Genomic DNA, 22,526 nt, shown 5'->3' with positions numbered 1-22,526 from the left:
TGCGGAGCGCCAGATCGCCGACCGGCGCCAACTGCGGGCGCGACGCCGCCGCCCTTGCATGCTGCACCGCGATATCGGACGGTGGGGCAAGTCTCACGGCGAGGGGATCATCATGGCCGAAGCGCGTCACCGCGTGGTCGTCATCGGCGCCGGCTTCGGCGGGCTGCAGGCGGTGCTCCGCCTCAAGGGCGCGCCGGTCGACATCACCCTGATCGACCGTCGCAACCACCATCTGTTCCAGCCGCTCCTGTACCAGGTCGCCACCGCCTCGCTGGCGCCGTCGGAGATCGCCTGGCCGATCCGCCATCTGGTGGCGCGGCGGCCGGAGGTGCGGACCATCCTCGGCGAGGTCACAGGCGTCGACATGGCCGGCCGGCAGGTGCAACTGCGCGGCGAGGCGCCGGTGCCCTACGACACGCTGCTGGTGGCGACCGGCGCCCGGCACGCCTATTTCGGCCATGACGACTGGGAGCCCTTCGCCCCCGGCCTGAAGGACATCGACGACGCCACAGCGATCCGCCGCCGCATCCTGACGGCGTTCGAGCGGGCGGAGACCGAGACCGACCCGGCGGTGCGGCGGGCGCTGCTGACCTTCGTCATCGTCGGCGCCGGACCGACCGGGGTGGAGATCGCCGGCACCATCGCCGAGTTGGCGCACCACACCATGGTGAGGGATTTCCGGGCGCTGAACCCGAAGGAGGCGCGGATCCTGCTGGTTGAGGCCGGGCCACGGGTGCTGCCGGCCTTCCCGGAGGACCTGTCCGCCTACGCCAAGCAGGCGCTGGAGGGGCTGGGGGCGGAGATCCTGACCGGCCACGCCGTGACCGCCTGCGATGCCGATGGCGTGGCGCTGACGGCGGAGCGGATCCCGGCGAAGACCATCATCTGGGCCGCCGGCGTCCAGGCCTCGCCCGCCGCCGCCTGGCTGGGGGCCGAGGCGGACCGCGCCGGCCGGGTCATGGTGGCGCCCGACCTGACCCTGCCGGGCCATCCCGAGATCTTCGTGGTCGGCGACACCGCCCGGCTCGACGCCTGGAACGGCCAGCCGCTGCCGGGCATCGCCCCGGCCGCCAAGCAGCAGGGCCAGCATGTCGCCGACACCATCCGGGCCCGGCTGGAGGGCAAGCCGGAGGCGCGCCCGTTCCGCTACAAGCATGCCGGCAGCCTGGCCACCATCGGCAAGCGGGCGGCGGTAATCGATTTCGGCTGGATCAAGCTGCGCGGCTGGCTGGCGTGGTGGATCTGGGGCTTCGCCCACATCTACTTCCTGATCGGGCTGCGCAACCGCCTGACCGTGGCGCTGAGCTGGCTGTGGATCTACACCACCGGCCAGCGCAGCGCCCGGCTGATCACCGGCCGGGGCCAGGAGGAGTAGTCAGGGCGTCGGCGCCTCCGGTGCGATCAGGTCGCGGTCGCGCAGCGCCTGCCAGAAGGCAGCCGGGATGGGGGCCGCCGCCAGGCCCAGGTTCTCGGCGCTGCGGCCGGGGCGGCTGGCGCCGGGGATGATCGCGGCCACCGCCGGATGCGCCAGCGGGAACTGCAGCGCCGCGGCGCGCAGGTCGATGCCGAACTCCGCCGCCACCGCCTTCAGCCCGTCGACCCGGGCCTGGATCTCCGGCGTCGCCGCCTGGTACTCGTAATGCGCGCCGCCGGCCAGGATGCCGGAATTGTACGGCCCGCCGACGACGATGCCGGCGCCGCGCTTCTCCGTCTGCGGCATCAGCCGGGCCAGCGCCTGGCGGTGGTCCAGCAGAGTATAGCGACCGGCCAGCAGGAAGCCGTCGGGGTCGGCGCGGTCGAGCGCGACCTCGCAGGGCTCGACCTTGTTGACGCCCAGGCCCCAGCCCTTGATGACGCCCTCCTCGCGCAGCCGGGTCAGGGCCCGGCCGGCGCCGTCCAGCGCCTGGTCCAGCACCTCGCGCCAGCGGTCGCCGTGGAAATCCTCGGCCACGTCGTGGATCCAGACCAGGTCGATGCGGTCGGTGCCCATCCGCTTCAGGCTGTCCTCGATCGAGCGCAGCGTGCCGTCGGCGGAATAATCGTAGACGACCTTGTTCGGCAGGCCGGCCTCGAACAGCCCGCCCTTCTCGCCCTGGTCGCGCGTGCCGGTCTCGATCTCGTCCAGGATCAGCCGGCCGACCTTGGTGCTGAGCACAAAATCGCCGCGCGGCTTGTCCTTGAGCGCTTTGCCCATGCGGATCTCGGAGAGGCCGGCGCCGTAGAAGGGGGCGGTGTCATAGTAGCGGATGTCGGCATCCCAGGCGTCGCGGACGGCGGCGATCGCCTCGTCCTCGGGGATGGCGCGGAACATGTTGCCCAGCGGCGCGCCGCCGAAGCCCTGCGCGTGGTCGAGGGGCAGGCGCATGATAAGATCCTTTCCTGTCGTCGCGATGGGCCGGATATGGCGAGGCCACGCCGGCGCGGTACCCGGCGCGCCGGCCCATCACCTTGGAAGAAACTTCACAGCCGGCCCGCTGCAGACCGAGACGTTCCACCGGCCCTGCGGCGCCATTCGCCCACCGACAGCCATATCGCCGATGCCAGGAAGTAGAGTGCGCCCACGGCAGCATAGCCGGCAATGGCGGTGATCGACGGCGGCGGCGGCATCCGCGCCTGCACGATGAAGAATGCGCCTGCGAGCGCCGATTGGCCGCCGCTCAGGGTCATCGCCCATTGCGCGCCATACCCCGTCCACCGACGAACCGCGGTGCCGAGCTGCAACAATCCGGAGAGTATCGCCCAGACGCCGAACACCCCGAGCACCGCGTTCATGCTCGTCTGCAGGGCCAGGACGACGGTGACAGCGGCCGCCAGGCTGACGATGACGTTGATGGCTTGGGTGCGGTTCCGGCCCAACCCGCCGCTTCGCGACCCATCGGCATAGTTCGCGAGGGCATCCCAGGCCGGATAGACGACCAGCAGGACCGCTGCGACCGACGATATCTGCTGTCCAAGCGTGAATGCCGCTGCCACCCACAGGGCGGAAAACGCCGCTCGGGCGAAGTAGTAGAACCGCAGCCATCGCTCCTGGGCGCCGGCGGGATCCATGAGTTGGTCGGTCATCGAACGTCCTTTCGATCAGGTGAACGAGGCATCTACCGACTAGTCGGTAGTCTCGATATGCAAGCGAAGGCATCGGGCGCGCCGCCGGGCGCCCGCGGGGGAGGGATCAGCGTCGGGTGGACAGCCGGTCGAGCAGGGGGGTCGTGATGACGGCAAACATCGTCGGGTCGCCATAGGCCCGGGCAGACAGCATCGCCCCATGGACGGTCGCCATGAACGCCTCAGCCTCCACGCGGGGCGTGCTGGCGAGGTGGAGACGGCCCTGCTGCGCCCCGCGGCCGAGCACCGAGGTCAGCCAGGCCGACAGGAAGCGGAAATGCGCCTTGACCTCAAACGCCACCGCCTCCGGTAGCATCGGAAGCTCGCTCGCCAGCAGGGCGCAGACACAGAAGGACAGGCTCGCATCCGCGATGCATCTCTCCCAGAATCCCAGATAGGCCCGCAGCTGTTCCGCCGGATCGGAGACATGGCTTTCGAGCTGGGTGAGCCCGACCCCGGCCTCCTCGCGGTAGCGGGAGACCAGCGTGCGGACCAGATCGACCTTGCTCGGGAAGTGATGATGGATGCTCGGCTTGCGGATGCCGACCACGGTAGCGATGTCGGCATAGCTGAAGCCGTTATAGCCCCCGGCGACGATCAGGGATCGGGCGCAGGCCAGGATGTCGTCGGCGGTGGAAGCAGGGTTGCTCATATAAATAATCTACCTTCTAGTAGGTAGTTGGTCAAGTCATGCTTTGTCGCTGGCGGGTAACAGGCCCGAGACGGGCCTCGCATCCCGGGTCATACTGCGGCCCGTTGGGGGGAGGGGACGACCATGGCATATCCGATCGCGGGCATCGCCGGTACGGCGCTGATCCGGGCGCCGTCGAATCTCGGGCTCCGGCCGCTGCGGCCGGGGCATGAGCCGGGTACCTGGCGGGCGCCGCAGGCGTTGACCGAGGCGGGGCTGGAGAGCCGGCTGCGGCCCGACCGCACGGTCGACCTGGACCGGCCGCGCTACAGCACCGAACCGCAGCCCGGCACCGTGCTGCGCAACGGCCCGGCGATCCGGCGTTTCAACGAACAGGTCGCCGATGTGGTCGACGCGGCGCTGCGCGAGCGGCTGTTCCCGCTGGTGGTCGGCGGCGACTGCTCGATCCTGATCGGCGCCCTGGCCGGCGCCCGGCGGCACAGCGATCTGGCGCTGGTCCATCTCGACGGCCACAGCGATTTCCGCCATCCCGGCAATTACGAGGATTTCCCGCTGCATTCGGCCGCCGGCATGGACCTGGCGCTGGCGATCGGCCTGGGCGACCCGCTGATGCTGCGCTGGGACGGCGCGCCGGACCCGCTGGTGCGGGCCGAGCGGGCGATCCAGATCGGCGAGCGCGAGGGGCGGGATCCGGATTGGGGCTGGGAGGACATCGCCGACACCGCGATCACCCGGATCGACATGTTCGAACTGCTGGAAGCCGGACTGCGGGCGGCGCTGCGCCGCAGCTTCGCGGTGCTGGACCGGACGCCAGAGATCCCGTTCTGGCTGCATCTCGACGTCGACATCCTCGACCAGGCGGTGATGCCGGCGGTGGATTCCCCCGGCAGCCCCGGGCTGGACTTCGCCGGGCTGGCGGAGTTGCTGCGCGGCTTCCTGGCCTCGCCGCGCTGCCTCGGCCTCAACGTCACCATCTACGACCCGGACCTGGACCCGGATGGCACCTATGCGCGTGGCCTCGTCGAGATGCTGGCCGCGGGGCTGGCGCCGTTGACGGCGACACGCCGCCGGCCCTAGATCCGACTCCGATTGTCGCGACGGAGCATCCGATGGCCGCCGAAACTCCTGCCAGCCCGGACGTCCGCGCTGCGATCCCGCGCGGCGTGTGGATGCTGGGCTTCGTCAGCCTGTTCATGGACGTCTCGTCGGAGATGATCCACGCCCTGCTGCCGGTGTTCCTGCTGACCACGGTCGGCGCCAGCGCCGCGGTGATCGGGCTGATCGAGGGCGTGGCCGAAGCCACCGCCTCGATCGTCAAGGTGTTCTCCGGCGTGCTCAGCGACTGGTTCGGCCGGCGCAAGCTGCTGGCCGTGATCGGCTACGGCCTCGGCGCGCTGTCGAAGCCGCTGTTCCCGCTGGCCGGCAGCGCCGGGCTGGTGCTGGCGGCGCGCTTCGTCGACCGCATCGGCAAGGGCATCCGCGGCGCGCCGCGCGACGCGCTGGTCGCCGACCTGACGCCGCCCGCAATCCGCGGCGCCGCCTTCGGGCTGCGCCAGTCGCTCGACACCGTCGGCGCCTTCGCCGGGCCGCTGCTGGCGATCGGCCTGATGCTGGCCAGCGGCGGCGACATCCAGCTGGTGTTCTGGCTGGCGGTGATCCCGGCCGCGATCTCCGTTGCCATCCTGGTGGGCGGCGTGCACGAGCCGGACGCCGCCAGGCCGGCCAAGGCGGCGCGGTCGCCGATCCGGCGCGACGAGCTGCGGCGGCTGGGCGGCGCCTATTGGCGCGTGGTCGCGGTGGCGGCGGTGCTGACCCTGGCGCGGTTCAGCGAGGCCTTCCTGGTGCTGAAGGCGCAGGAGGCCGGGCTGGCGCTGGCCCTGGTGCCGCTGGTGCTGGTGGTGATGAACGTCGCCTATGCCCTGTCCGCCTATCCGGTCGGGGTGCTGTCCGACCGCCACGACCCGAAGCGGCTGCTGGTGCTCGGCTTCGCCGTGCTGGTCGCGGCCGACCTGGTGCTGGCGCTGGATGGCGGGCTGTGGGCGGTGCTGGCCGGCACCGCGCTGTGGGGGCTGCATATGGGCATGACCCAGGGGCTGCTGGCGGCGCTGGTGGCCGAGACCGTGCCGGCCGACCGGCGCGGCACCGGCTTCGGCCTGTTCAACCTGGCCGGCGGACTGGCTCTGCTGCTGGCCAGCGCCCTGGCCGGCGGGCTGTGGACCTGGATCGGGTCCGGCGCCACCTTCCTGGCCGGCGCCGGCCTGACCGTGATCGGCCTGGCCGGCGCCGTGTGGCTGCTGCCCCGTCGGACAGCCGTCGCCGCTCAGTAGGCCCGGGCCAGGATCGCGCGGTCGGTGGTCTCCGCTCCGGTCGCGGCGCAGGGGGCGGGGCGGTCGGCCTCGACCAGGCAGCGGATCGTCACGCCGCTCTCGGCCAAAGCGGCCTCCTCCATCTCCGATCCGCTCCAGGGCAGGCGGACGAAACCGGCCCCGCTGCGATAGCCCTCGGCGCCGCCGTCGCCGAGCAGGGCGCGGGCCTCGTCCAGCGTCGCCGCGTCGCGCAGCCGGGCGTCGCGCCAGCCCCGGGCCTCGGTGGCCAGGGCGGCCTGGATCTCCGACAGCCGGCCGGGCAGGGCGGCGACGAACTCATCCAGCCCGGTCTCGGCCTTGCCATGTCGCAGCCGGTCGCGGCGCCAGGTCGTGACCCGGTCGCCGGCGAGGTCGCGGACGCCGAGCTCGACGATCACGGGCACACCCTTGCGAACCCAGTCCCAGCGCTTGGCGGAGCCGCTGCCGGGGCGCCGGTCGATCGTGGCCCGCACAGCCTCGCCCCTCCAGGATTCTCGCCGGAGCCGTCCGGCGATCTCGTCGCAGCGGGCCAGCACGGCGGTGTCCTCCGGCGTACCGCGCAGCACGGGCAGGATCGCGACCTGATCGGGCGCCACCGCGGGCGGCAGGCGCAGCCCGTCATCGTCGCCATGGGTCATGATCAGCGCGCCGATCAGCCGGGTCGAGGCGCCCCAGGAGGTGGTGTAGGGCAGCCTGACGACGCCGTCCGCATCGGTGAAGCGGATGCCGGCGGCGCGGGCGAAATTCTGGCCCAGGAAGTGCGAGGTGCCGGATTGCAGGGCGCGGCCGTCCTGCATCATCGCCTCGATGCACAGGGTTGTGACGGCGCCGGGGAACTTCTCCCGCTTGGTCTTGCGGCCGGCGATGACCGGCAGCGCCAGCGCCTGCTCCGCCACCTCGCGATAGATGCCGAGCATCCGCTCGGTCTCCTCCAGCGCCTCGGCCTCGGTGGCATGGGCGGTGTGCCCCTCCTGCCAGAGGAATTCGGAGGTGCGCAGGAAGATGCGGGGCCGCTTCTCCCAGCGCACCACATTGGCCCATTGGTTGATCAGCACCGGCAGGTCGCGATGCGACTGGATCCAGCGCGAGAACGCCTCGCCGACGATCGTCTCCGAGGTGGGGCGGACCACCAGGGGCTCCTCCAGCGGCGCGTCGACCTGCAGCCGGCCATCGACATTGGCCAGGCGGTGATGCGTGACCATGGCCACCTCGGCGGCGAAGCCTTCGACATGCTCGGCCTCCGCCTGCAGGTACTGCAGGGGAATGAATAGCGGGAAGTAGCAGTTGCGGTGGCCGGTCTCCTTGAAGCGGCGGTCGAGGATCGCCTGGATGCGTTCCCAGATGCCGTAGCCCCAGGGCTTGATCGTCATGCAGCCGCGCACGGGGGCGGGCTCGGCCAGATCCGCGGCCCGCACGACGGCCTGGTACCAGCCGGCATAGTCCTCGGCGCGCGTGGGGGTGACGGCGGTGGTCTTCGTCTGTGTCATCGGAGGTGTTCCTGGCATGGGAGAAAAGCAAGGACGGACGGTCCGGACGCAACGACGCGCGGAACCGCGGCGCGGACCGGGCCCGGGAGCGTTTGCGTGAGGCGATGAAGCCTGGCTGGACGGTCCGGACGCGGTCAGCGCGCCGGGAACGGTCGCCCGATGGTGGAAACGAGGGCAGGCACGACCCATCCGCCGCCGCAGGCGGTGGTGAGGGTGTCGTGCTGGGTGCCGGCGATGGTCACCGGAAATCCTCGTCCGTGGCTGCCGTCATCGCTGACGGCAGCACGAGACTAGCGGAAGCGCCTGGACGCGGGAAGCCCCGCGTCCGGGCCCGATCAATGCGCCATCAGCACCGGGCGGTCGGCGTGGAACAGCATGTGCTCGGTGACGCCGCCCAGGATCATCTCGCGGAACCGGCTGTGGCTGTAGCCGCCCATCACGATCAGCCCGGCATTGCTGCGCTGGGCCGCGGCCAGGATGGCGGCATCGACCCCCTGCTTCGGATCGTCCTCGGCGATCCGGTTCGCCGGCGCGCCATGGCGGCTGAGATAGCGCACCAGCTCGGCCGCGGTGCAGCGGTCCTCGCCCTCGTCGCGGGTGTAGACGCTGACCGCCGTCGCCGCCTCCAGGAAGGGCAGGCCGGCGGCGACGCTGCGCGACGCCTCCTTGCCGCCGTCCCAGGCGACCAGGATGCGCTCGGCGAAATCCTCCGCCACCGGGCCGGGCACGATCAGAACCGCCCGGCCGGTCTCGAACAGAGCGGCCTCCAGCACGGCCCGGCTGGCGTTCGGGTCCTGGCCCGGGCCGGGCGTGACGATCAGGTCGGCGACGGTGCCGCGATGGCCGATCACGGCCGTCTCGCCGCCGGTTTCCTCGCGGAACTCGACCTCCGGCCCGATGCCGGCCTCGGCCGCGGCGGCGTCGAACACGGCGCGGTTGCGGGCGGCGACCTCGTTCGAGGCCTTCTCCGCGCCCTCCAGCAGCATGCTGGTGGCGACCGCCATCTCGGCCCCGGTATAGGCCAGGACCCGCTGCGGGTCGGGGCGGAGCGACAGCACCTCGACCGAGGCGTCGAAGCGCTTGGCGACCCGCAGTGCGGCATCGAGCGCGGCGCGATCGCCGGCATGGCCGCTGAGGGGAACGAGCAGGTGCTGGATGGTCATGAAACCTCCGGGGCTCTCGGATCCATGGGCATTGTCCTCCCATGGAAACCGCCGATCCAGCGTTTCGGTGCCCCGCATGGCTGCGTCCCGCTTGGGCGCCGGGTCAGGCGCCCGCCACCGGCGGCGTCAGGCCGTGCGTCTTCAGGATCGCGGCCTGGCGCTTGGCCAGGATGTCCTGGTCGAAATCGGCGATCAGCTCGTTGAACAGGGTATGCCAGTTCACCCGGGCCTTGAGGTGGATGAAGACCGAGCCGAGGCCGAGCGCCGCCCGGTCCATGAATACGAACTCGCGCGGCACCTCGATGCCGCCGACCCGGCGCAGCTCCTTGTGCACCTGCTCGGCGGTCTCGCGGCCATAGACGCCGTTCTTGGCCTCGCCGATAAGCCGGACCTTGTTCTCCAGGATCGGGCCGTACAGGAAGCCGGCCCAAACGTTCAGCACGTCGGCCAGCTCATTGGTCATGTTCTTGAAGCCCCAGGTCTTGTAGGCGGCGACCGCGCGGTCGCGGTCATTGGTCTCCAGCGCCCGGTACAGCTCGATCACCCCGCCGACGAAGCTGGGCGGGAACAGCCGGATGCAGCCGAAATCCATCAGATTGATCGAATCATCCTCCCGCACCGAATAGTTGCCGAGATGCGGGTCGCCATGGATCACGCCGTAGAAGTACAGCGGCACATACCAGGCCCGGAACATGTTCAGCGCCAGCTGGGCCCGCTGCTCCTCGCTGCCCTCGACGAAGGTCAGGATCTTCTTGCCGTCCTGCCAGGTGGTGGTCAGGAGGCGCTTGGTCGACAGCTCCGGCACCACCTCCGGCACATGGACGTTCGGCTCCTGCGCCAGCATCTCGGCATAGAGCTGCGAGTGCCGGGCCTCGAGCGAATAGTCCAGCTCCTCGCGCAGCCGCTCCGAGATCTCGGCGTGGATCTGCTTGGTGGAGACGGTCTTGTCGTAGCGCTCGAAGATGCCGAGGATCAGCTTCAGCTGCTTCAGGTCGGCCTCGACCGCCGATTGCATGTCCGGATATTGCAGCTTGCAGGCGAGGCGCCTGCCGTCGAGCCCGACCGCCCGGTGCACCTGTCCCAGCGAGGCCGCGGCGGCCGCCTCATGCTCGAAGCTCTGGAACTTGCCCTGCCAGGCCGGCCCCAGCTCGCTCGCCATGCGGCGCTTGACGAACGGCCAGCCCATCGACGGGGCGTCGGCCTGCAGCTGCTGCAGCTCCTGCGCGTATTCCTTCGGCACCGCCTCGGGGATGGTGGCCAGCATCTGCGCCACCTTCATCAGCGGGCCCTTGAGCCCGCCAAGCGCCGCCCGCAGCTCATTGGCATGCGCCTCGCGGTCGACCTTGAGGCCGAGATAGCGCTCGCCCGCCACCCGGGCGGCCAGGCCGCCCATGGCGCCGGAGACTCGGGCATAGCGGCGCAGGCGTCCGCCGAAACTGTTCTCTTCGTCGGCCATGATCCAACCGGGGTCGCGCGGCCGGGCCCGGCCGCCAGACCTATCTAGGGGCACAAGGTCGATCCGTCACCCCCGGCGGTGTCGCAGCCCGGCCGACCAGGTTCGTTTCCGTCGCGATTTCGAGACAACTGGAAATCTTGGATCAAGGACAGCAATACTGTCGGTTTCCCGTTGCTTTCTTGCTCCCGTAGCCCTGGCGTGATTGTCCCCGGGGCGAAAGAAGATTACCTATTGAGGGGTGGCCGCGGCGACAGATCGGCGGCCTTTCGGGAGGCATCGATGACGGCAACGGCGCTTGCTTCCGTGAGCCTCGAGGACAAATACACCCTCGACTCCGGCCGCATCTATCTCACCGGCATCCAGGCGCTGGTCCGCCTGCCCCTGATGCAGCGCCGGCGCGACGAAGCCGCCGGGCTGAACACCGCCTGCTTCATCTCCGGCTATCGCGGCTCGCCGCTCGGCGGCTACGACCAGGCGCTGTGGGCGGCGCGCAAGTTCCTGCAGAAGCAGAACATCGAGTTCCAGCCCGGGCTGAACGAGGATCTCGGCGCCACCGCGGTCTGGGGCAGCCAGCAGGTCGGGCTGTGGCCCGGCGCCAAGCATGACGGCGTGTTCGGCATCTGGTACGGCAAGGGCCCCGGCGTCGACCGCACCGGCGACGTGCTGAAGCACGCCAACTTCGCCGGCACCTCGAAATTCGGCGGCGTCCTGGCCCTGGCCGGCGACGACCATGCCTGCAAATCCTCGACCGTGCCGCACCAGTCCGAGCACGCCTTCATCGCCCATATGATGCCGGTCTTGAACCCGACCAACGTCCAGGAGATCCTGGACTACGGCCTCTATGGCTGGGCGATGAGCCGCTATTCCGGCCTCTGGGTCGGCTTCAAGACCATCGCCGAGAATGTCGACAGCTCGGCCTCGGTGCATGTCGATCCGGACCGGGTCCAGATCGTGCTCCCGGAAGACTTCGCCATGCCGCCCGGCGGCCTCAACATCCGCTGGCCCGACCCGCCGCTGGTGCAGGAAGAGCGGCTGATGCGCGACAAGCTCTACGCCGCGCTCGCCTTCGCCCGCGCCAACAGGCTCGACCACCTGGTCTATGACAGCGGCCGGCACCGCTTCGGCATCGTCACCACCGGCAAATCCTATCTCGATGTCCGCCAGGCGCTGGACGACCTCGGCATCGACCGGGCGCTGGCGGCGGAGCTCGGCATCTGCATCTACAAGGTCGGCATGCCGTGGCCGCTGGAGCCGACCGGCGTGCGCGCCTTCGCCGAAGGCCTCGACGAGCTGATCGTGGTCGAGGAGAAGCGCGCCCTGATCGAGAACCAGCTGAAGGAGCAGCTGTACAACTGGCACGCCGACAAGCGGCCGGTGATCGTCGGCAAGTTCGACGAGAAGCGCGACTGGATCCTGCCCTCGACCGGCGAGCTGACCCCGGCGCAGATCGCGGTCGCCATCGGCAAGCGCCTGCTGAAGTACCTGGACCATCCCGGCCTGGCCGAGCGCGTCCGCTACCTGGAGGAGCGCGAGGGCCAGAAGAAGATCGTCAAGGCCGCGGTCGACCGGGTGCCGTTTTTCTGCTCCGGCTGCCCGCACAACACCTCGACCCGGGTGCCGGAGGGCAGCCGCGCCATGGCCGGCATCGGCTGCCACTACATGGCGACCTGGATGCCCGACCGGAAGGCCGAGACCTTCAGCCAGATGGGCGGCGAGGGCGCGGCCTGGATCGGCCAGGCGCCGTTCACCGACACCAAGCACGTCTTCGTCAATCTCGGCGACGGCACCTATTTCCACTCCGGCAGCCTGGCCATCCGGGCGGCGCTCGCCGCGGGCGTCAACGCCACCTACAAGATCCTGTTCAACGACGCCGTGGCGATGACCGGCGGCCAGCCGGTGGACGGCACCCTCACCGTGCCGATGATCGCGGCCCAGCTGCGGGCCGAGGGCGTCCAGACCCTGGTCGTGGTCACCGACCGGCCGGAGATCTATGGCGAGCGCGGGACGCAGAGCAAGCTGCTGCCGGCGGGCGTGCCGGTCGAGCATCGCGACGAGCTCGACCACGTCCAGCGGCGGCTGCGCGAGACGCCCGGCGTCTCGGTGATGATCTACGACCAGACCTGCGCCGCCGAGAAGCGCCGCCGCCGCAAGCGCGGCCTGATGGAGGACCCGGCCCGCCGGGTGGTCATCAACGAGGCGGTGTGCGAAGGCTGCGGCGACTGCTCGAAGGTCTCGAACTGCCTGTCGGTGGTGCCGGTGGAGACCGAATTCGGCCGCAAGCGCGCGATCGACCAGTCGAGCTGCAACAAGGACTATTCCTGCGTCAACGGCTTCTGCCCGTCCTTCGTCTCGGTGCTCGGCGGCAAGCTGCGCAAGCCGAAGCCGGCGGCGGAGGGGCAGGCTGACCTGTTCCCGGTTCTGCCGGAGCCTGAGCTGCCGTCGCTGGACCAGCCCTACGGCATCATGATCACCGGCATCGGCGGCACCGGCGTCATCACCATCGGCGCGCTCCTGGGCATGGCCTCGCATCTCGAGGGCAAGGGCGTCTCGGTGCTCGACCAGGCCGGGCTTGCCCAGAAGGGCGGCGCCGTGGTCAGCCATGTCCGCATCGCCCGGACGCCGGAGGAGATCCACGCCGTGCGCATCGCCGCCGGCGGCGCCCGGCTGATGCTGGGCTGCGACCTGGTGGTCGCCGCCTCGGGCGAGGCGCAGTCGAAGATCCATCCCGGCCTGACCCGGCAGGTGGTGAACAGCCACGAGACGATCACCGGCGCCTTCACCCGCAACCCGGACTTCGTCGTCCCCGGCGCGTCGATGCTGGAGGCGGTGGCGAAGAACGGCGGCGACCCGAAGCTGCTGGATTCGGTCGACGCCACCCGCCTGGCCACGGCGCTGCTCGGCGACAGCATCGCCACCAACCTGTTCATGCTCGGCTATGCCTGGCAGAAGGGGCTGGTGCCGGTGTCGCATGAGGCGCTGGAGAAGGCGATCGAGCTGAACGGCACCGCGGTCGCCATGAACAAGGCCGCCTTCCTGTGGGGCCGCCGCGCCGCCCACGACCTCGCCGCGGTCGAGCGGCTGGCGACGCCGCCGCAGGAGGAAGGGCACCGGCTGTCGCGGACCCTGGACGAGGTGATCGCCCGCCGGGTCGAGCAGCTGACCGCCTATCAGGACGCCGCCTATGCCGTGCGGTTCAGCGCGCTGGTCGGCAAGGTGCGCGCCGCGGAAGCCAAGCTGGGCCGCGAGGAGCTGACCGAGGCGGTGGCCCGGAACTACTACAAGCTTCTGGCCTACAAGGACGAGTACGAGGTCGCCCGGCTGTACACCGACGGCAGCTTCCTGAAGCAGATCGAGGCGCAGTTCGAAGGCGGCTACACGCTGCAGTTCCACCTGGCGCCGCCGTCCTTCTCGGAGAAGGATCCGGAGACCGGCCATCTCAAGAAGCGCAGCTTCGGCCCCTGGATGCTGCGGGCCTTCGGCCTCTTGGCGCGGATGAAGCGGCTGCGCGGCACCGCCCTCGATCCGTTCGGCCGGACCGCCGAGCGCAAGGGCGAGCGGCAGCTGATCGCCGATTACGAGGCGGTGGTGGAGGAGCTGCTGGCCCGGCTGGGGCCGGACACCCACGCGATCTGCGTCGCCATCGCCCGGGTGCCGGAGCAGATCCGCGGCTACGGCCACATCAAGGACGAGAACCGGGACAAAGCCAAGGCCCGCGAGGCCGCGCTGCTGGCCACCCTGCGCACCCCGGCCGCACCGAAGCTGGCGGCGGAGTAGGGCGGGCGAGGCGGACGGAGCGCGCGGCCTCTTCCGCAAGCGAGACCTTTTCAGAATACCCAACGCCTTTCCCTTTTTAGTCCCCCCTCCCGCAAGGGGAGGGGGACTCATTTTGCTTTCGGCCGATATCGTCACAAGCCTCCGGGAAGACCCCGGGGACTTTCTAAAACGGTCTCGCTATGCCGGAGAGGCAATCTGCTCAGTCAGCCAGCTCGCAGCCTGTTCCTCACGGCGCAATCGGCTTTTCAACCACATTGGCGCTGATCTCTTCCTGACCTGACAGGACCGCAGATTGCGTTGGCGACAGCGGTACGATGGTGCTCTCGTCAGAGCGTATATCGCTCGGCAGCCTCCACTCTATCGAGCGGATCATTTCACGAATCATAGCTGAATATTGCTCCGATCTCGACGCCTCCACATCGATTAAATCCTTGTATATCGCCTTTCGTTCGACCGACGTTAATCGGCTGTCGAAAAGGTTCTCCATGATCTTCGTTACTTTCTCGGCCCGATCCTTTCTCGCTTCGTACAGTTGTGCGCGATCAAGTTTCAGTATTCTGATCGTCGACTTCCCTTGCGGCGTGCCCTTAGAAAATATCAGAGGACCAGAAAATATTAAGTGATCACCCGGGTCCGTGATATATGGATTAATAATGAAATTAATATGCGGATCAATGTCAGATTTAGATTGGTTGCAAATTTCACAAGCGAGAATCAGATTATTCCAATCGAACGTTCTTGCGGGATCTAACGACTTCGGAACAAAATGCTCGACGTCACCATGATGAATATGGAGTAACTTACTCTCACAATAAGCGCATTTACCACAGGTTTCAGATATAAGAGCCCGTTTTATCTCGGTGTGCTTATAACGACCGGTTTCTGAAGGTGTCGGTTTCTCGTTGTTTGCGATTCTGTCTAAAACTATTTGAGTCCACTTTTCGCCGTTTTTTTTAAGGACTTCTGGCATACTTCCTTTTGATAACTTTATCATCGTGCGGTCACAATTCGGCTGAGGGCTTCTGGGTAAAACTCCGATAAGCCGGCGTGCTGTAGTCGACTTCGAAGTTCGGCAATCAAAGCGTCATCAAGCTGCCGCGCATCGAAGTTGCGGGTGATGACCTCCAGCTCGTTCTCGGCCCACAATGGCATTGTGACCGGGACGCCCAGTACTGTACGCAATATCTCGCTTGCAGTTCCGCCTTTGGCAAAATTGTTAAGAAGCAGAGAATTTACGTAACGAGCGGGTTTGCCGTCGACTATCTTTTCTTCGTAGTCAAGAACATACACTGAAGAATTCTTTACCGACGATACAATAAATGGACTATGCGTCGCGACAATGAATTGGGCCTCAGGAAAAATATCTAAAAGCGAAGTGAGAATGGTTCTCTGCATTGCGGGATGCAGGTGATTCTCTGGCTCATCAACGATCACTACGAAGTTAGTTCCATCTCTAGAAGCGACAAACATCTGCCAAGCTAACTCAATCAGAGTCGTCAACCCTCCAGAGGCAGCATCGACAATGAAGTCTCCGGACTTTGTGACGATCACAACGTCCGGCATTCTGATGCTAATGTCTTGAAATCCGATTGACGTTGGAAGAATCTTGCGCAATATCTCTTTAAATTCCTTGAAATGAGCTTCTATCATAGGATCTGGTTGAACATGTTCATTGCCAGACCCAAATATCGCCATAGCAATGATGGCCTCTTTTATTACGTAGATAGTACTAATATCTGACTGTCCATGAATATACTTTGTTTGAAGTACTTGTTTATATTTTCCGTTGTGTTGTTCGATGTTGGAGAAGTCAGTTGGAATGTGGCTTATTCTTCTATATGGACTAAGCGGCCAATGAGATCCTATAAATAACCCACGAATATTCTGTCTGGACGGGATATCAACATGATATGACAACGTACCGTCGAATCTTATGGCAAGTGCGGATGTCTGGCCATTACTGTAAAGTATATTGCCAATTTCTTCCACATCCTCCTGATTTTCTTCCTCGATCTCCCGTTCCTCTTCTTCCCATTTCATACTGTTCTGATTTACGTCTGGCCTTCCAAATAGTCCTGACAGAAATAGAGGCCCCGCAGATCCTTCGCCTCCCGGAGTGGCGAGCACCACATTCTCAATTCCGAAATGCTGGGACAAAATGCGAAGTATGGTGCTCTTACCAGATCCATTTACTCCGGTTATGATCGTCAGTTTTTCATGAAAATTGATGTCAATTTTTGAGAATTGACGCCAATTATTGATTTTTATACTGGAAAAAGTTGGGGTCATTTTTCGACCTTACTGCCAAGGCGTCTAAGATCGCAGATTCAAAGGTGGGACTCAACCGCGAGTTCCCGACGCAGTATGCTGGCCTATAGCAGTGTCGGCAAGAACCTCCGCAGGCGTATTGCATCGCGCTCGCCTTCCTCAACGGTGGCATTCTACCTCCCTGAACTGCGTGGTGTACGCTCTTCAACGTGCCAGTGAGTAAATCTGACCAGGGCTCGGCGGCTCGGGGGGCGTCTCGAACTTGGCCCGATCGCCGGCCGGGGGCGGCGCGCGGTCTTACATTTTCGTCGCCGCAGTAACTTGACCGGGGGCCATTACGATTCCGAAACGATTCCGGGCTGGCTTTGACGCCGGAGCGACCCCGCGCCGATCTCAGCGCCAGGCCAGGGGAATTTGGGCACCACATAGGCGCCGGTCGAAGAAGCCGCAGCCTGACCCGTTGCCGGTCGAGTTGCTGGCCCTGGTGCTCCAGCCGGGCGATCTGTTGGACCCGCACGACCTGACTGAAATGGGCGCAGTCGGGGGAAGCTGATCGCGGGAGGCGCCGACGAGGCGCACCTGGTCGCCAGGGCCGTCAGGAGACTGCGGCCGGCCCACCCGCCGGCAAGCGACGCGACGACGTCCCTGCCGTTCGCTATCATGCGAGCGAATGACATGCCGCATGGAGAGCCACGCCCAGACCACCGTGACCATCTGCGTCGCGCCCCTCGACGAGGCCAAGGCCCGTCTCGCCGCCGCGTTCCGAGGCGAGCCTCATCAGGGATGCTCGATCAACTTCGTCTCGCGAGACCTTGCGCTACAGGTGCTAGCGCCGCCACGCTGGGTGATTGTGCGCGCGATGGTCGGCCACGGGCCCATGAGCCCGGAGGAGATCGGTCGCCGGGTCGGCTAGCACTTTTCGGCTGAGGACATCCATGCCCTGCTTGCCGCCGAGTGAAAGTTAGGTCAGGTGTCCCACTCGCGGATCTCGTCGCGCGAAATACGGTCCGAGGCCCGGAATGACCGGATGGACGCCCGCAGCGCGGCCTCTTCTCGCTTAAGCTGTACCCGATCACCATCTTCCCGGGCGAGCTCGTCCAGGAATTGTCTGATGAGCGCGGCGAGGGAATTGCCGCGCTCGGCAGCCCTCACGCAGGCGCGCCGGTAAGTTTCATCGTCCACGGCACCGTGATGGTCTTCATGACCTCATGATTCAGAAAGATGTCCCGGACCGTCAATGGTGACGGGACTCAACCCCCACCCAGATGCTCGACCAGGATCCGGGCGCCGACCAGGATCAGGCCGAGCCCGCCCAGCACCTCGGCCAGCCGGCCGAGCCGCGCCCCGGCGCCGCGGCCGAGCCCGAAGCCCAGCAGGCACATGGCGAAGGTGACCGCGCCGATGGTCAGGCTGGCCGTCCAGATGTCGATCCGGACGAAGGCGAGGCTGACCCCGACCGCGGTGGCGTCCAGGCTGGTGGCGATGCCGGCCATGACCAGCGCGCCGAGGCTCGACCGCCGGTCCGGCGCCGAGGCCCGCTCCGGCATCATCCCGTGCCAGGCCATTCGGCCGCCGACGGCCCCGAGCAGGATGAAGGCGACCCAGTGGTCGATGGCCGCCACCGCCTCTGCGAAGGCGATGCCCAGGGCCCAGCCGAGCAGCGGCATGACCAGCTCGAACCCGCCCAGCACGACGCCGACGCGCATCGCCTCCACCGCCTGGGCGCGGGCCGGGATATGGCGCGCGGACGCGCCCTTGCCGATGGCGGCGGCGAAGGCGTCCATGGACAGGCTGAGGGCGAGGCCGAGGGTGGTGGCGAGGGGCACGCGCAAGCATCCGGGTGACGGTCGATGGGCCCCGGATAGCTGCGCGGAGACGATGGGTCAACAGCGCAAGTGTTTGTTCTGTAACGGATATTTCGGCTTCGCTGCACAATGAAGCCGGGGCTGAACCCTGTGTCGCCGGGGGGCGCTCGGAGGCGCCCGAAGGCGCCGCCGGTCAGCGGAAGAACAGCCAGATCAGGATCAGGAGCGGGATCGGAATCCCGAGCAGCCAGAGCAGGATGTAGCGCACGCGACGCCTCCGGTTTCGTTCGGCCGTCGACGCCCGGTCTCGGGCGGCGGCCTCTAGGGAACGGAACGGGGGCGCGCCTCCTTCAGTTCCTCCGCCTCGCGCCACTCGCGCTCGCGGTTGAGGTAGTCCTCGAGGGTGCGGCCGCTGACTGGCTGGAACCGCTCCTCCAGCGTCTCCAGCGTGTCGATCCGGTCGAGGCGGAAGCTGCGGAAATCCTGGCGCAGCTCGCACCAGGCGGTGGCGGTCCAGCGGTTGCCCCAGAAGAACAGGCCGAGCGGATGCACGATCCGCTCGCTGGTCGCCTCCGGCGCGCTGTAATGCAGCCGCAGCTTGCGCCGCCCGGCGATCGCCAGGCGGATCGGCTCCATCAGCTCCAGCGGATAGGGCCGGCGGCTCGGCGCATGGATCGGCGCCTCGTCGAGCGAGGCGGCGCTGGCTTCGGGCAGCACGCCGGAGATCTTGCGCGCGGCATTGCCGGCGGCGCGGGCCAGGGCCGGATCGGTCCAGGCCGCGACCATGCGGGCGCCCAGGCTCAGCGCCAGCAGCTCCTCGGCGGTGAACTGCACCGGCGGCGGCTCGAAGCCGCGGCGCAGCCGGTAGCCGACCCCGGCCTCGCCGTCGATCGGCGTGCCGCTGGCCAGCAGGTCCGCCATGTCGCGATAGATCGTGCGCTCCGAGACCTCGAGCGCCTCGGACAGCTGCTGCGCCGTGACCAGGGTGCGGCCGCGCATGAACAGCAGGATCTGGATCAGGCGGTCGGCTCGGCGCATCGGCGGCAGGCCCGCCGAACGGGCAGGCGTGAGGGTCAGAGGGAACGGCTCCTGAAGTGATAGAGCCGAACGCTCGGCCCGTCGATGACCTGCATGAAGCGGTCGAAGCCGGGCAGGCCCGGCGCCACCGCGGCCGCCGCCTCGGCGCTGGCCAGGTCGCGCCAGCGCACGATGTCGCCGAACAGCCCGTCGGCGCTGACGCCGAAGCTGCGGTCGATATAGCCGTCCATCCCGGCCAGCGCCGCGCGGCTGCCCTCCGCCGCCTCGACCACGGTCTCGACCGCGGTCTCGACCGCGATGCCCGGCCGGGCCCGGAACAGCACCACCTCGGTGACGAAGGCCATCGCCGTCTCTCCATCCGCGAGGCCCGGGAGGGGCCTTCGATGATGGGAGATTACGCCACCCCTCCTGACAGCATTCTGTCAGGAGGGGTGATGGCCTTCAGTAACCGGAAACACCAAACGGTCATGGTGAGGCGCGCAGCGCCGTGGCCATCCAGGGCGGCTCGCACCGGCCCCTGGATGGCCACGCCCCTTCGGGGCTCGCCATGACGGTGTTGGAAGCGAAAGCCAGGCGGCCGTCGCGGTCAGATATTCAGCTTGCGCACCGACTGGCGGAATGTTGCCCGTGCCGCGTCGGTCGCCTTGCGGGCCTTGGCGAGGTCGGTGCCGACCTGCTCCAGCTCGCTCTCGCTGTCGTTCAGCTTGCCGAGATAGCGCTGGAACAGGTCGCTGTCCTTCGGCACCGCGCCGATGTTCTGGCGCAGCCGCGCCTGCTCGCGGCTGATCTCGGCCTGGCGCTGCTCCAGCCGCTCGGCCTCGGCCTCGTGGTCGCGGATCACCGCGAGCTGGCCGGCGAGGTCCGCCATCGCCTGGCGCACCTTGGCCGGCAGGGTGCGGTCCTCGGCCCAGGCGGCGATCTGGTCGTCGGCGTCGTCGGCCAGATCGATGCTCTGCGACAGCGGCTGCTCCTGCGTCACCGTCACTTTCTCGGTCTTGCCGGCCGGCACCACCTGGCGGATGCGGTATTGGCCGGCGACGATCTCGACCTTGCCTTCCGCCGGCTCGGTCAGGGTCCAGCCGTCGTAGCGCGGCGTCTGCAGCAGCACCGTCCGGTCCTCGCCGGCGGCGCCGGTCACGGCATAGGTCACGCTGGCGCGCTGGGTGGTGGTCAGCTCCAGCACGCCGTCGACGATGCGGGCGCGGGCCAGGGTGTCGTCGCGCTTGTCCTCGCGCTCGACCGTCACCTTCTGGTCGACGGCGAAGCTGACCAGCCGGGTCTCGCCGGCCGGCAGCGCCCCCAGCCGGGCGTCGCCGACATAGGCGACCGCACCATCGGCGCCGCGCTCATACAGGGTCAGCACACCGGGCGGCAGGCCGGTCTGGCCGTCATTCTTCAGGTCGACCGCGGCCAGCGGGTGCTTCGGCTCCGTCTCCGGCAGATACAGGTCAACCCGGCTGGCCGGGATCTCGCGGTCGATGATCGGCACCAGCAGCGAATGGCCGGCGGCGACGGTCACCGGCTCCGGCAGGTGGAACGTGACCTGGGTCGCGGTCTCGCCCGATTCCGCCGCGGTGACCTTGGCGAATTGCTGCGGGGCCGCGTCCATCTGGTCGGCGACCACCGCTTCGGCGGCCGGCGCCGCCATCATCCGGGCCATCGGTGCCGGTGGGGCGACCGAGCCCGCGGCGGCGGCACGGCCCAGCGCGTCCCCGTCGGCATCGCGGGCCCGCTCGTCGACCGGCGGCAGCACCCGGCCCGCCACCTCGACCGGCACCTCCGGCCGCGCCACGGTGTAGCTCTGGTACAACGCCTGGCGGAAGGTGACCGGGTTGCCGGAGACGACGGTCAGGTCGACCTTGTCCCAGTCGGCGCCGCTCATATTCTCCAGCACCGCCCAGCCCTGCAGGGCGGCCTTGTCCGCCTTCGGGTCGGCGGCCAGGGTCAGGCGGTAGCTGGTCTTCCACAAGGGCGCCGCGACGACATAGCCGACGCGCAGCGTGCGCTCGCCGTCGCCGGTGGCGCGGATCGCCAAAGTGCGCCGGTCCTTGGCCGAATCGCGGGCCAGCGCGGCCAGCGCCGCATCCAGCTTGGCCTGCAGCGCCGGGTCGGCGAATTGCAGCCCGTCCGCTTCCTCCAGCAAGAACTGGCGCACCCCGCCCGTGGTCATCAGGCTGACCCGGTGGCGGGTGATCCCCAAGCCATCCTTATCCTTCGAGGTCTCGGGCACCACCGACAGGATGCGGCCGGCGACGCCGCGGGCGCCCTCGACCCGGACCTCGGCGCCGCGCAGCGCGTTCAGCAGGTCGGCGGGGGAGGCCAGCGCCTCCGGCCCGAACGGCATCTCGCGGAAGGCGGCGGCCAGCGGCTCGCGCCCGGGCAGGCTGATCTCGCCGATGCCGCCCTTGTCGTCATAGACGACGATGCTCTTCATCACATCGTCGACCTGGTCCAGCGGCACGGCCAGGTCCAGGGTCTCGTTGCCGGTGACCTTGGCCTCGTATTCGAAATAGCCGACGCCGCCGGTCGACAGCAGCACGCGCTTCAGCGCCAGCGGCTCGGCGGCGAAGGCCGGCAGGGCCAGGAACGCCACGGCCGCGGCGACCGGCAAGGCGAGGCGGATCGGTGTCATGCGGGTCCCCCTTCAGGATCGAGGACCCGACCTTGCCGGGCGATCATGGCGACGCCGCGGCCATGTGGGGCCGAGCGTGGCGGAAAAAAGTCCGCCACGCCGGGGCCGGACCGTCAGTTGAACGGCCAGCCGTTGTTGTCGTCGTCGTCGTTATAGCTGCGGCGATTGCTGCGCCGGCCGCCGCCGGTGCAGTCGGCGGTGTCGGTGCCGTCGGTGCAGCGGTTGCTGCCGCCGTAGCGGCCTTCGTCGCACTGGCCGTTATAGGCGCGGCTGCAGCTGTTCGGGCCGTGGTCGCGGTCGCGGCTGGCATAGCCGCGGCAATCGGCGGTGTCGGTGCCGTCGTCGCAGCGGTTGCTGCCGCCGTACCGGCCCTCGTCGCACTCGCCGTCATAGGCGCGGCGGCAGCTGTTGGCGCGGTCATTGTCGTTCCGGTTGCGGCGGTAGCGGTCGTCGATCCGGGTGTAGCCGCCGTCGTTGTAGCCGCCGTCGCTGTAGTAGCCGTCATTGTAGGGGCCGTCGCCGTAGGAGCCGTCCTGCGGGACGCAGGCGATGGCGCCGACGGCGACGGCGGTCAGGGCGAGGGTGCGCAGGAAGCTGGACAAGGGCGGTTCCTCGAAGGTTGTCGGCCGCGCCGGACGCCCGGCGATGCGATGTGGGAATCAAGGCGCGAGCCCCCGTCCGGGTTCCGTTGTTTCAGGTGGAAGGATCGTGGACATCGGGCGGGGGCCTGAGGCATGGTCGGACGTTGCGTCGCCGCGGGGAAAAACTTGCGGATCCATCGCCGGGAACGCGAAGGGAGAACGA

General features: G+C 68.0%; 19 protein-coding genes. 5 read left to right on the top strand and 14 right to left on the bottom strand.

Annotation, left to right across the window (positions count from 1 at the left end):
- Positions 1 to 112: 112 nt before the first annotated feature.
- On the top strand, positions 113 to 1,375 hold the full coding sequence (locus tag FFK22_RS07990) for an NAD(P)/FAD-dependent oxidoreductase (RefSeq protein WP_138887322.1): 1,263 nt from the start codon (positions 113 to 115) through the stop codon (positions 1,373 to 1,375).
- On the opposite strand, the gene FFK22_RS07985 is transcribed toward FFK22_RS07990, so the two are convergent.
- The 3 genes from FFK22_RS07985 to FFK22_RS07975 form a co-directional block, all read right to left on the bottom strand.
- Entirely contained in the window at positions 1,376 to 2,365 is a 990-nt protein-coding gene (locus FFK22_RS07985) for an aldo/keto reductase (protein WP_138887323.1), read from the bottom strand. It lies immediately after the preceding gene.
- A gap of 95 nt (positions 2,366 to 2,460) precedes the next feature.
- Entirely contained in the window at positions 2,461 to 3,063 is a 603-nt protein-coding gene (locus FFK22_RS07980) for a DUF308 domain-containing protein (protein ID WP_138887324.1), read from the bottom strand.
- Positions 3,064 to 3,169: 106 nt separating this feature from the next.
- On the bottom strand, positions 3,170 to 3,754 hold the full coding sequence (locus FFK22_RS07975; protein ID WP_138887325.1) for a TetR/AcrR family transcriptional regulator: 585 nt from the start codon (positions 3,752 to 3,754) through the stop codon (positions 3,170 to 3,172).
- Positions 3,755 to 3,877: 123 nt separating this feature from the next.
- Between FFK22_RS07975 and FFK22_RS07970 the strand changes: the two genes are divergently transcribed.
- Together FFK22_RS07970 and FFK22_RS07965 are read left to right on the top strand one after the other, a co-directional pair.
- On the top strand, positions 3,878 to 4,831 hold the full coding sequence (locus FFK22_RS07970) for an arginase family protein (protein ID WP_138887326.1): 954 nt from the start codon (positions 3,878 to 3,880) through the stop codon (positions 4,829 to 4,831).
- A gap of 32 nt (positions 4,832 to 4,863) precedes the next feature.
- Positions 4,864 to 6,081, top strand: a complete 1,218-nt coding sequence (locus FFK22_RS07965) for an MFS transporter (protein WP_138887327.1) — start codon at positions 4,864 to 4,866, stop codon at positions 6,079 to 6,081.
- Here FFK22_RS07965 and FFK22_RS07960 read toward each other — a convergent pair.
- The 3 genes from FFK22_RS07960 to FFK22_RS07950 all read right to left on the bottom strand — a co-directional run bounded on the left by FFK22_RS07960 (position 6,075) and on the right by FFK22_RS07950 (position 10,205).
- Positions 6,075 to 7,586, bottom strand: coding sequence for an aminoacyl--tRNA ligase-related protein (locus tag FFK22_RS07960; RefSeq protein WP_138887328.1), 1,512 nt, complete (start codon positions 7,584 to 7,586; stop codon positions 6,075 to 6,077). The genes FFK22_RS07965 and FFK22_RS07960 overlap by 7 nt on opposite strands.
- A gap of 335 nt (positions 7,587 to 7,921) precedes the next feature.
- Positions 7,922 to 8,749: a universal stress protein gene (locus FFK22_RS07955; protein WP_186002365.1), complete on the bottom strand. Its 828-nt coding sequence runs from the start codon at positions 8,747 to 8,749 to the stop codon at positions 7,922 to 7,924.
- Positions 8,750 to 8,852: 103 nt separating this feature from the next.
- A complete protein-coding gene (locus FFK22_RS07950; protein ID WP_138887330.1) occupies positions 8,853 to 10,205 on the bottom strand; it encodes an AarF/ABC1/UbiB kinase family protein in 1,353 nt (450 codons plus the stop codon).
- 279 nt (positions 10,206 to 10,484) lie between these two features.
- Between FFK22_RS07950 and FFK22_RS07945 the strand changes: the two genes are divergently transcribed.
- The gene (locus tag FFK22_RS07945; protein WP_138887331.1) at positions 10,485 to 13,979 is read left to right on the top strand and encodes an indolepyruvate ferredoxin oxidoreductase family protein; all 3,495 of its coding nucleotides are present in this window, start codon (positions 10,485 to 10,487) and stop codon (positions 13,977 to 13,979) included.
- A gap of 226 nt (positions 13,980 to 14,205) precedes the next feature.
- Here FFK22_RS07945 and FFK22_RS07940 read toward each other — a convergent pair whose 3' ends face one another.
- Both FFK22_RS07940 and FFK22_RS07935 read right to left on the bottom strand, forming a co-directional pair.
- Positions 14,206 to 14,949: an HNH endonuclease gene (locus tag FFK22_RS07940; RefSeq protein WP_221938469.1), complete on the bottom strand. Its 744-nt coding sequence runs from the start codon at positions 14,947 to 14,949 to the stop codon at positions 14,206 to 14,208.
- Between the two features lie 20 nt (positions 14,950 to 14,969).
- The gene (locus FFK22_RS07935) at positions 14,970 to 16,268 is read right to left on the bottom strand and encodes an AAA family ATPase (protein ID WP_138887333.1); all 1,299 of its coding nucleotides are present in this window, start codon (positions 16,266 to 16,268) and stop codon (positions 14,970 to 14,972) included.
- A gap of 661 nt (positions 16,269 to 16,929) precedes the next feature.
- On the opposite strand from FFK22_RS07935, the gene FFK22_RS07930 reads away from it, so the two are divergent.
- Positions 16,930 to 17,160 (top strand): hypothetical protein, encoded by a 231-nt coding sequence (locus FFK22_RS07930; protein ID WP_138887334.1) that lies wholly within the window; start codon positions 16,930 to 16,932, stop codon positions 17,158 to 17,160.
- A 53-nt stretch (positions 17,161 to 17,213) separates the two neighbouring features.
- Here FFK22_RS07930 and FFK22_RS07925 read toward each other — a convergent pair whose 3' ends face one another.
- From FFK22_RS07925 to FFK22_RS07900, 6 genes are all read right to left on the bottom strand, one after another.
- Positions 17,214 to 17,429, bottom strand: coding sequence for a hypothetical protein (locus FFK22_RS07925; RefSeq protein WP_138887335.1), 216 nt, complete (start codon positions 17,427 to 17,429; stop codon positions 17,214 to 17,216).
- A gap of 68 nt (positions 17,430 to 17,497) precedes the next feature.
- Entirely contained in the window at positions 17,498 to 18,073 is a 576-nt protein-coding gene (locus tag FFK22_RS07920; RefSeq protein WP_221938468.1) for a manganese efflux pump MntP family protein, read from the bottom strand.
- 300 nt (positions 18,074 to 18,373) lie between these two features.
- The gene (locus FFK22_RS07915; RefSeq protein ID WP_138887336.1) at positions 18,374 to 19,090 is read right to left on the bottom strand and encodes a YafY family protein; all 717 of its coding nucleotides are present in this window, start codon (positions 19,088 to 19,090) and stop codon (positions 18,374 to 18,376) included.
- Between the two features lie 35 nt (positions 19,091 to 19,125).
- Complete coding sequence (locus FFK22_RS07910; protein WP_138887337.1) at positions 19,126 to 19,434, bottom strand: hypothetical protein; 309 nt, start codon at positions 19,432 to 19,434, stop codon at positions 19,126 to 19,128.
- Between the two features lie 242 nt (positions 19,435 to 19,676).
- Positions 19,677 to 21,722, bottom strand: coding sequence for a DUF4139 domain-containing protein (locus FFK22_RS07905; RefSeq protein ID WP_138887338.1), 2,046 nt, complete (start codon positions 21,720 to 21,722; stop codon positions 19,677 to 19,679).
- 113 nt (positions 21,723 to 21,835) lie between these two features.
- Complete coding sequence (locus tag FFK22_RS07900) at positions 21,836 to 22,324, bottom strand: hypothetical protein (protein ID WP_138887339.1); 489 nt, start codon at positions 22,322 to 22,324, stop codon at positions 21,836 to 21,838.
- Positions 22,325 to 22,526 lie beyond the last annotated feature (202 nt).

This window comes from Mycobacterium sp. KBS0706 (genome assembly GCF_005938675.2).
In the GTDB taxonomy this organism is placed as follows: Bacteria; Pseudomonadota; Alphaproteobacteria; order DSM-16000; family Inquilinaceae; genus Inquilinus.
Note: the sequence above shows the minus strand (reverse complement) of the source record. Positions and strands in the feature narration are given on the sequence as shown.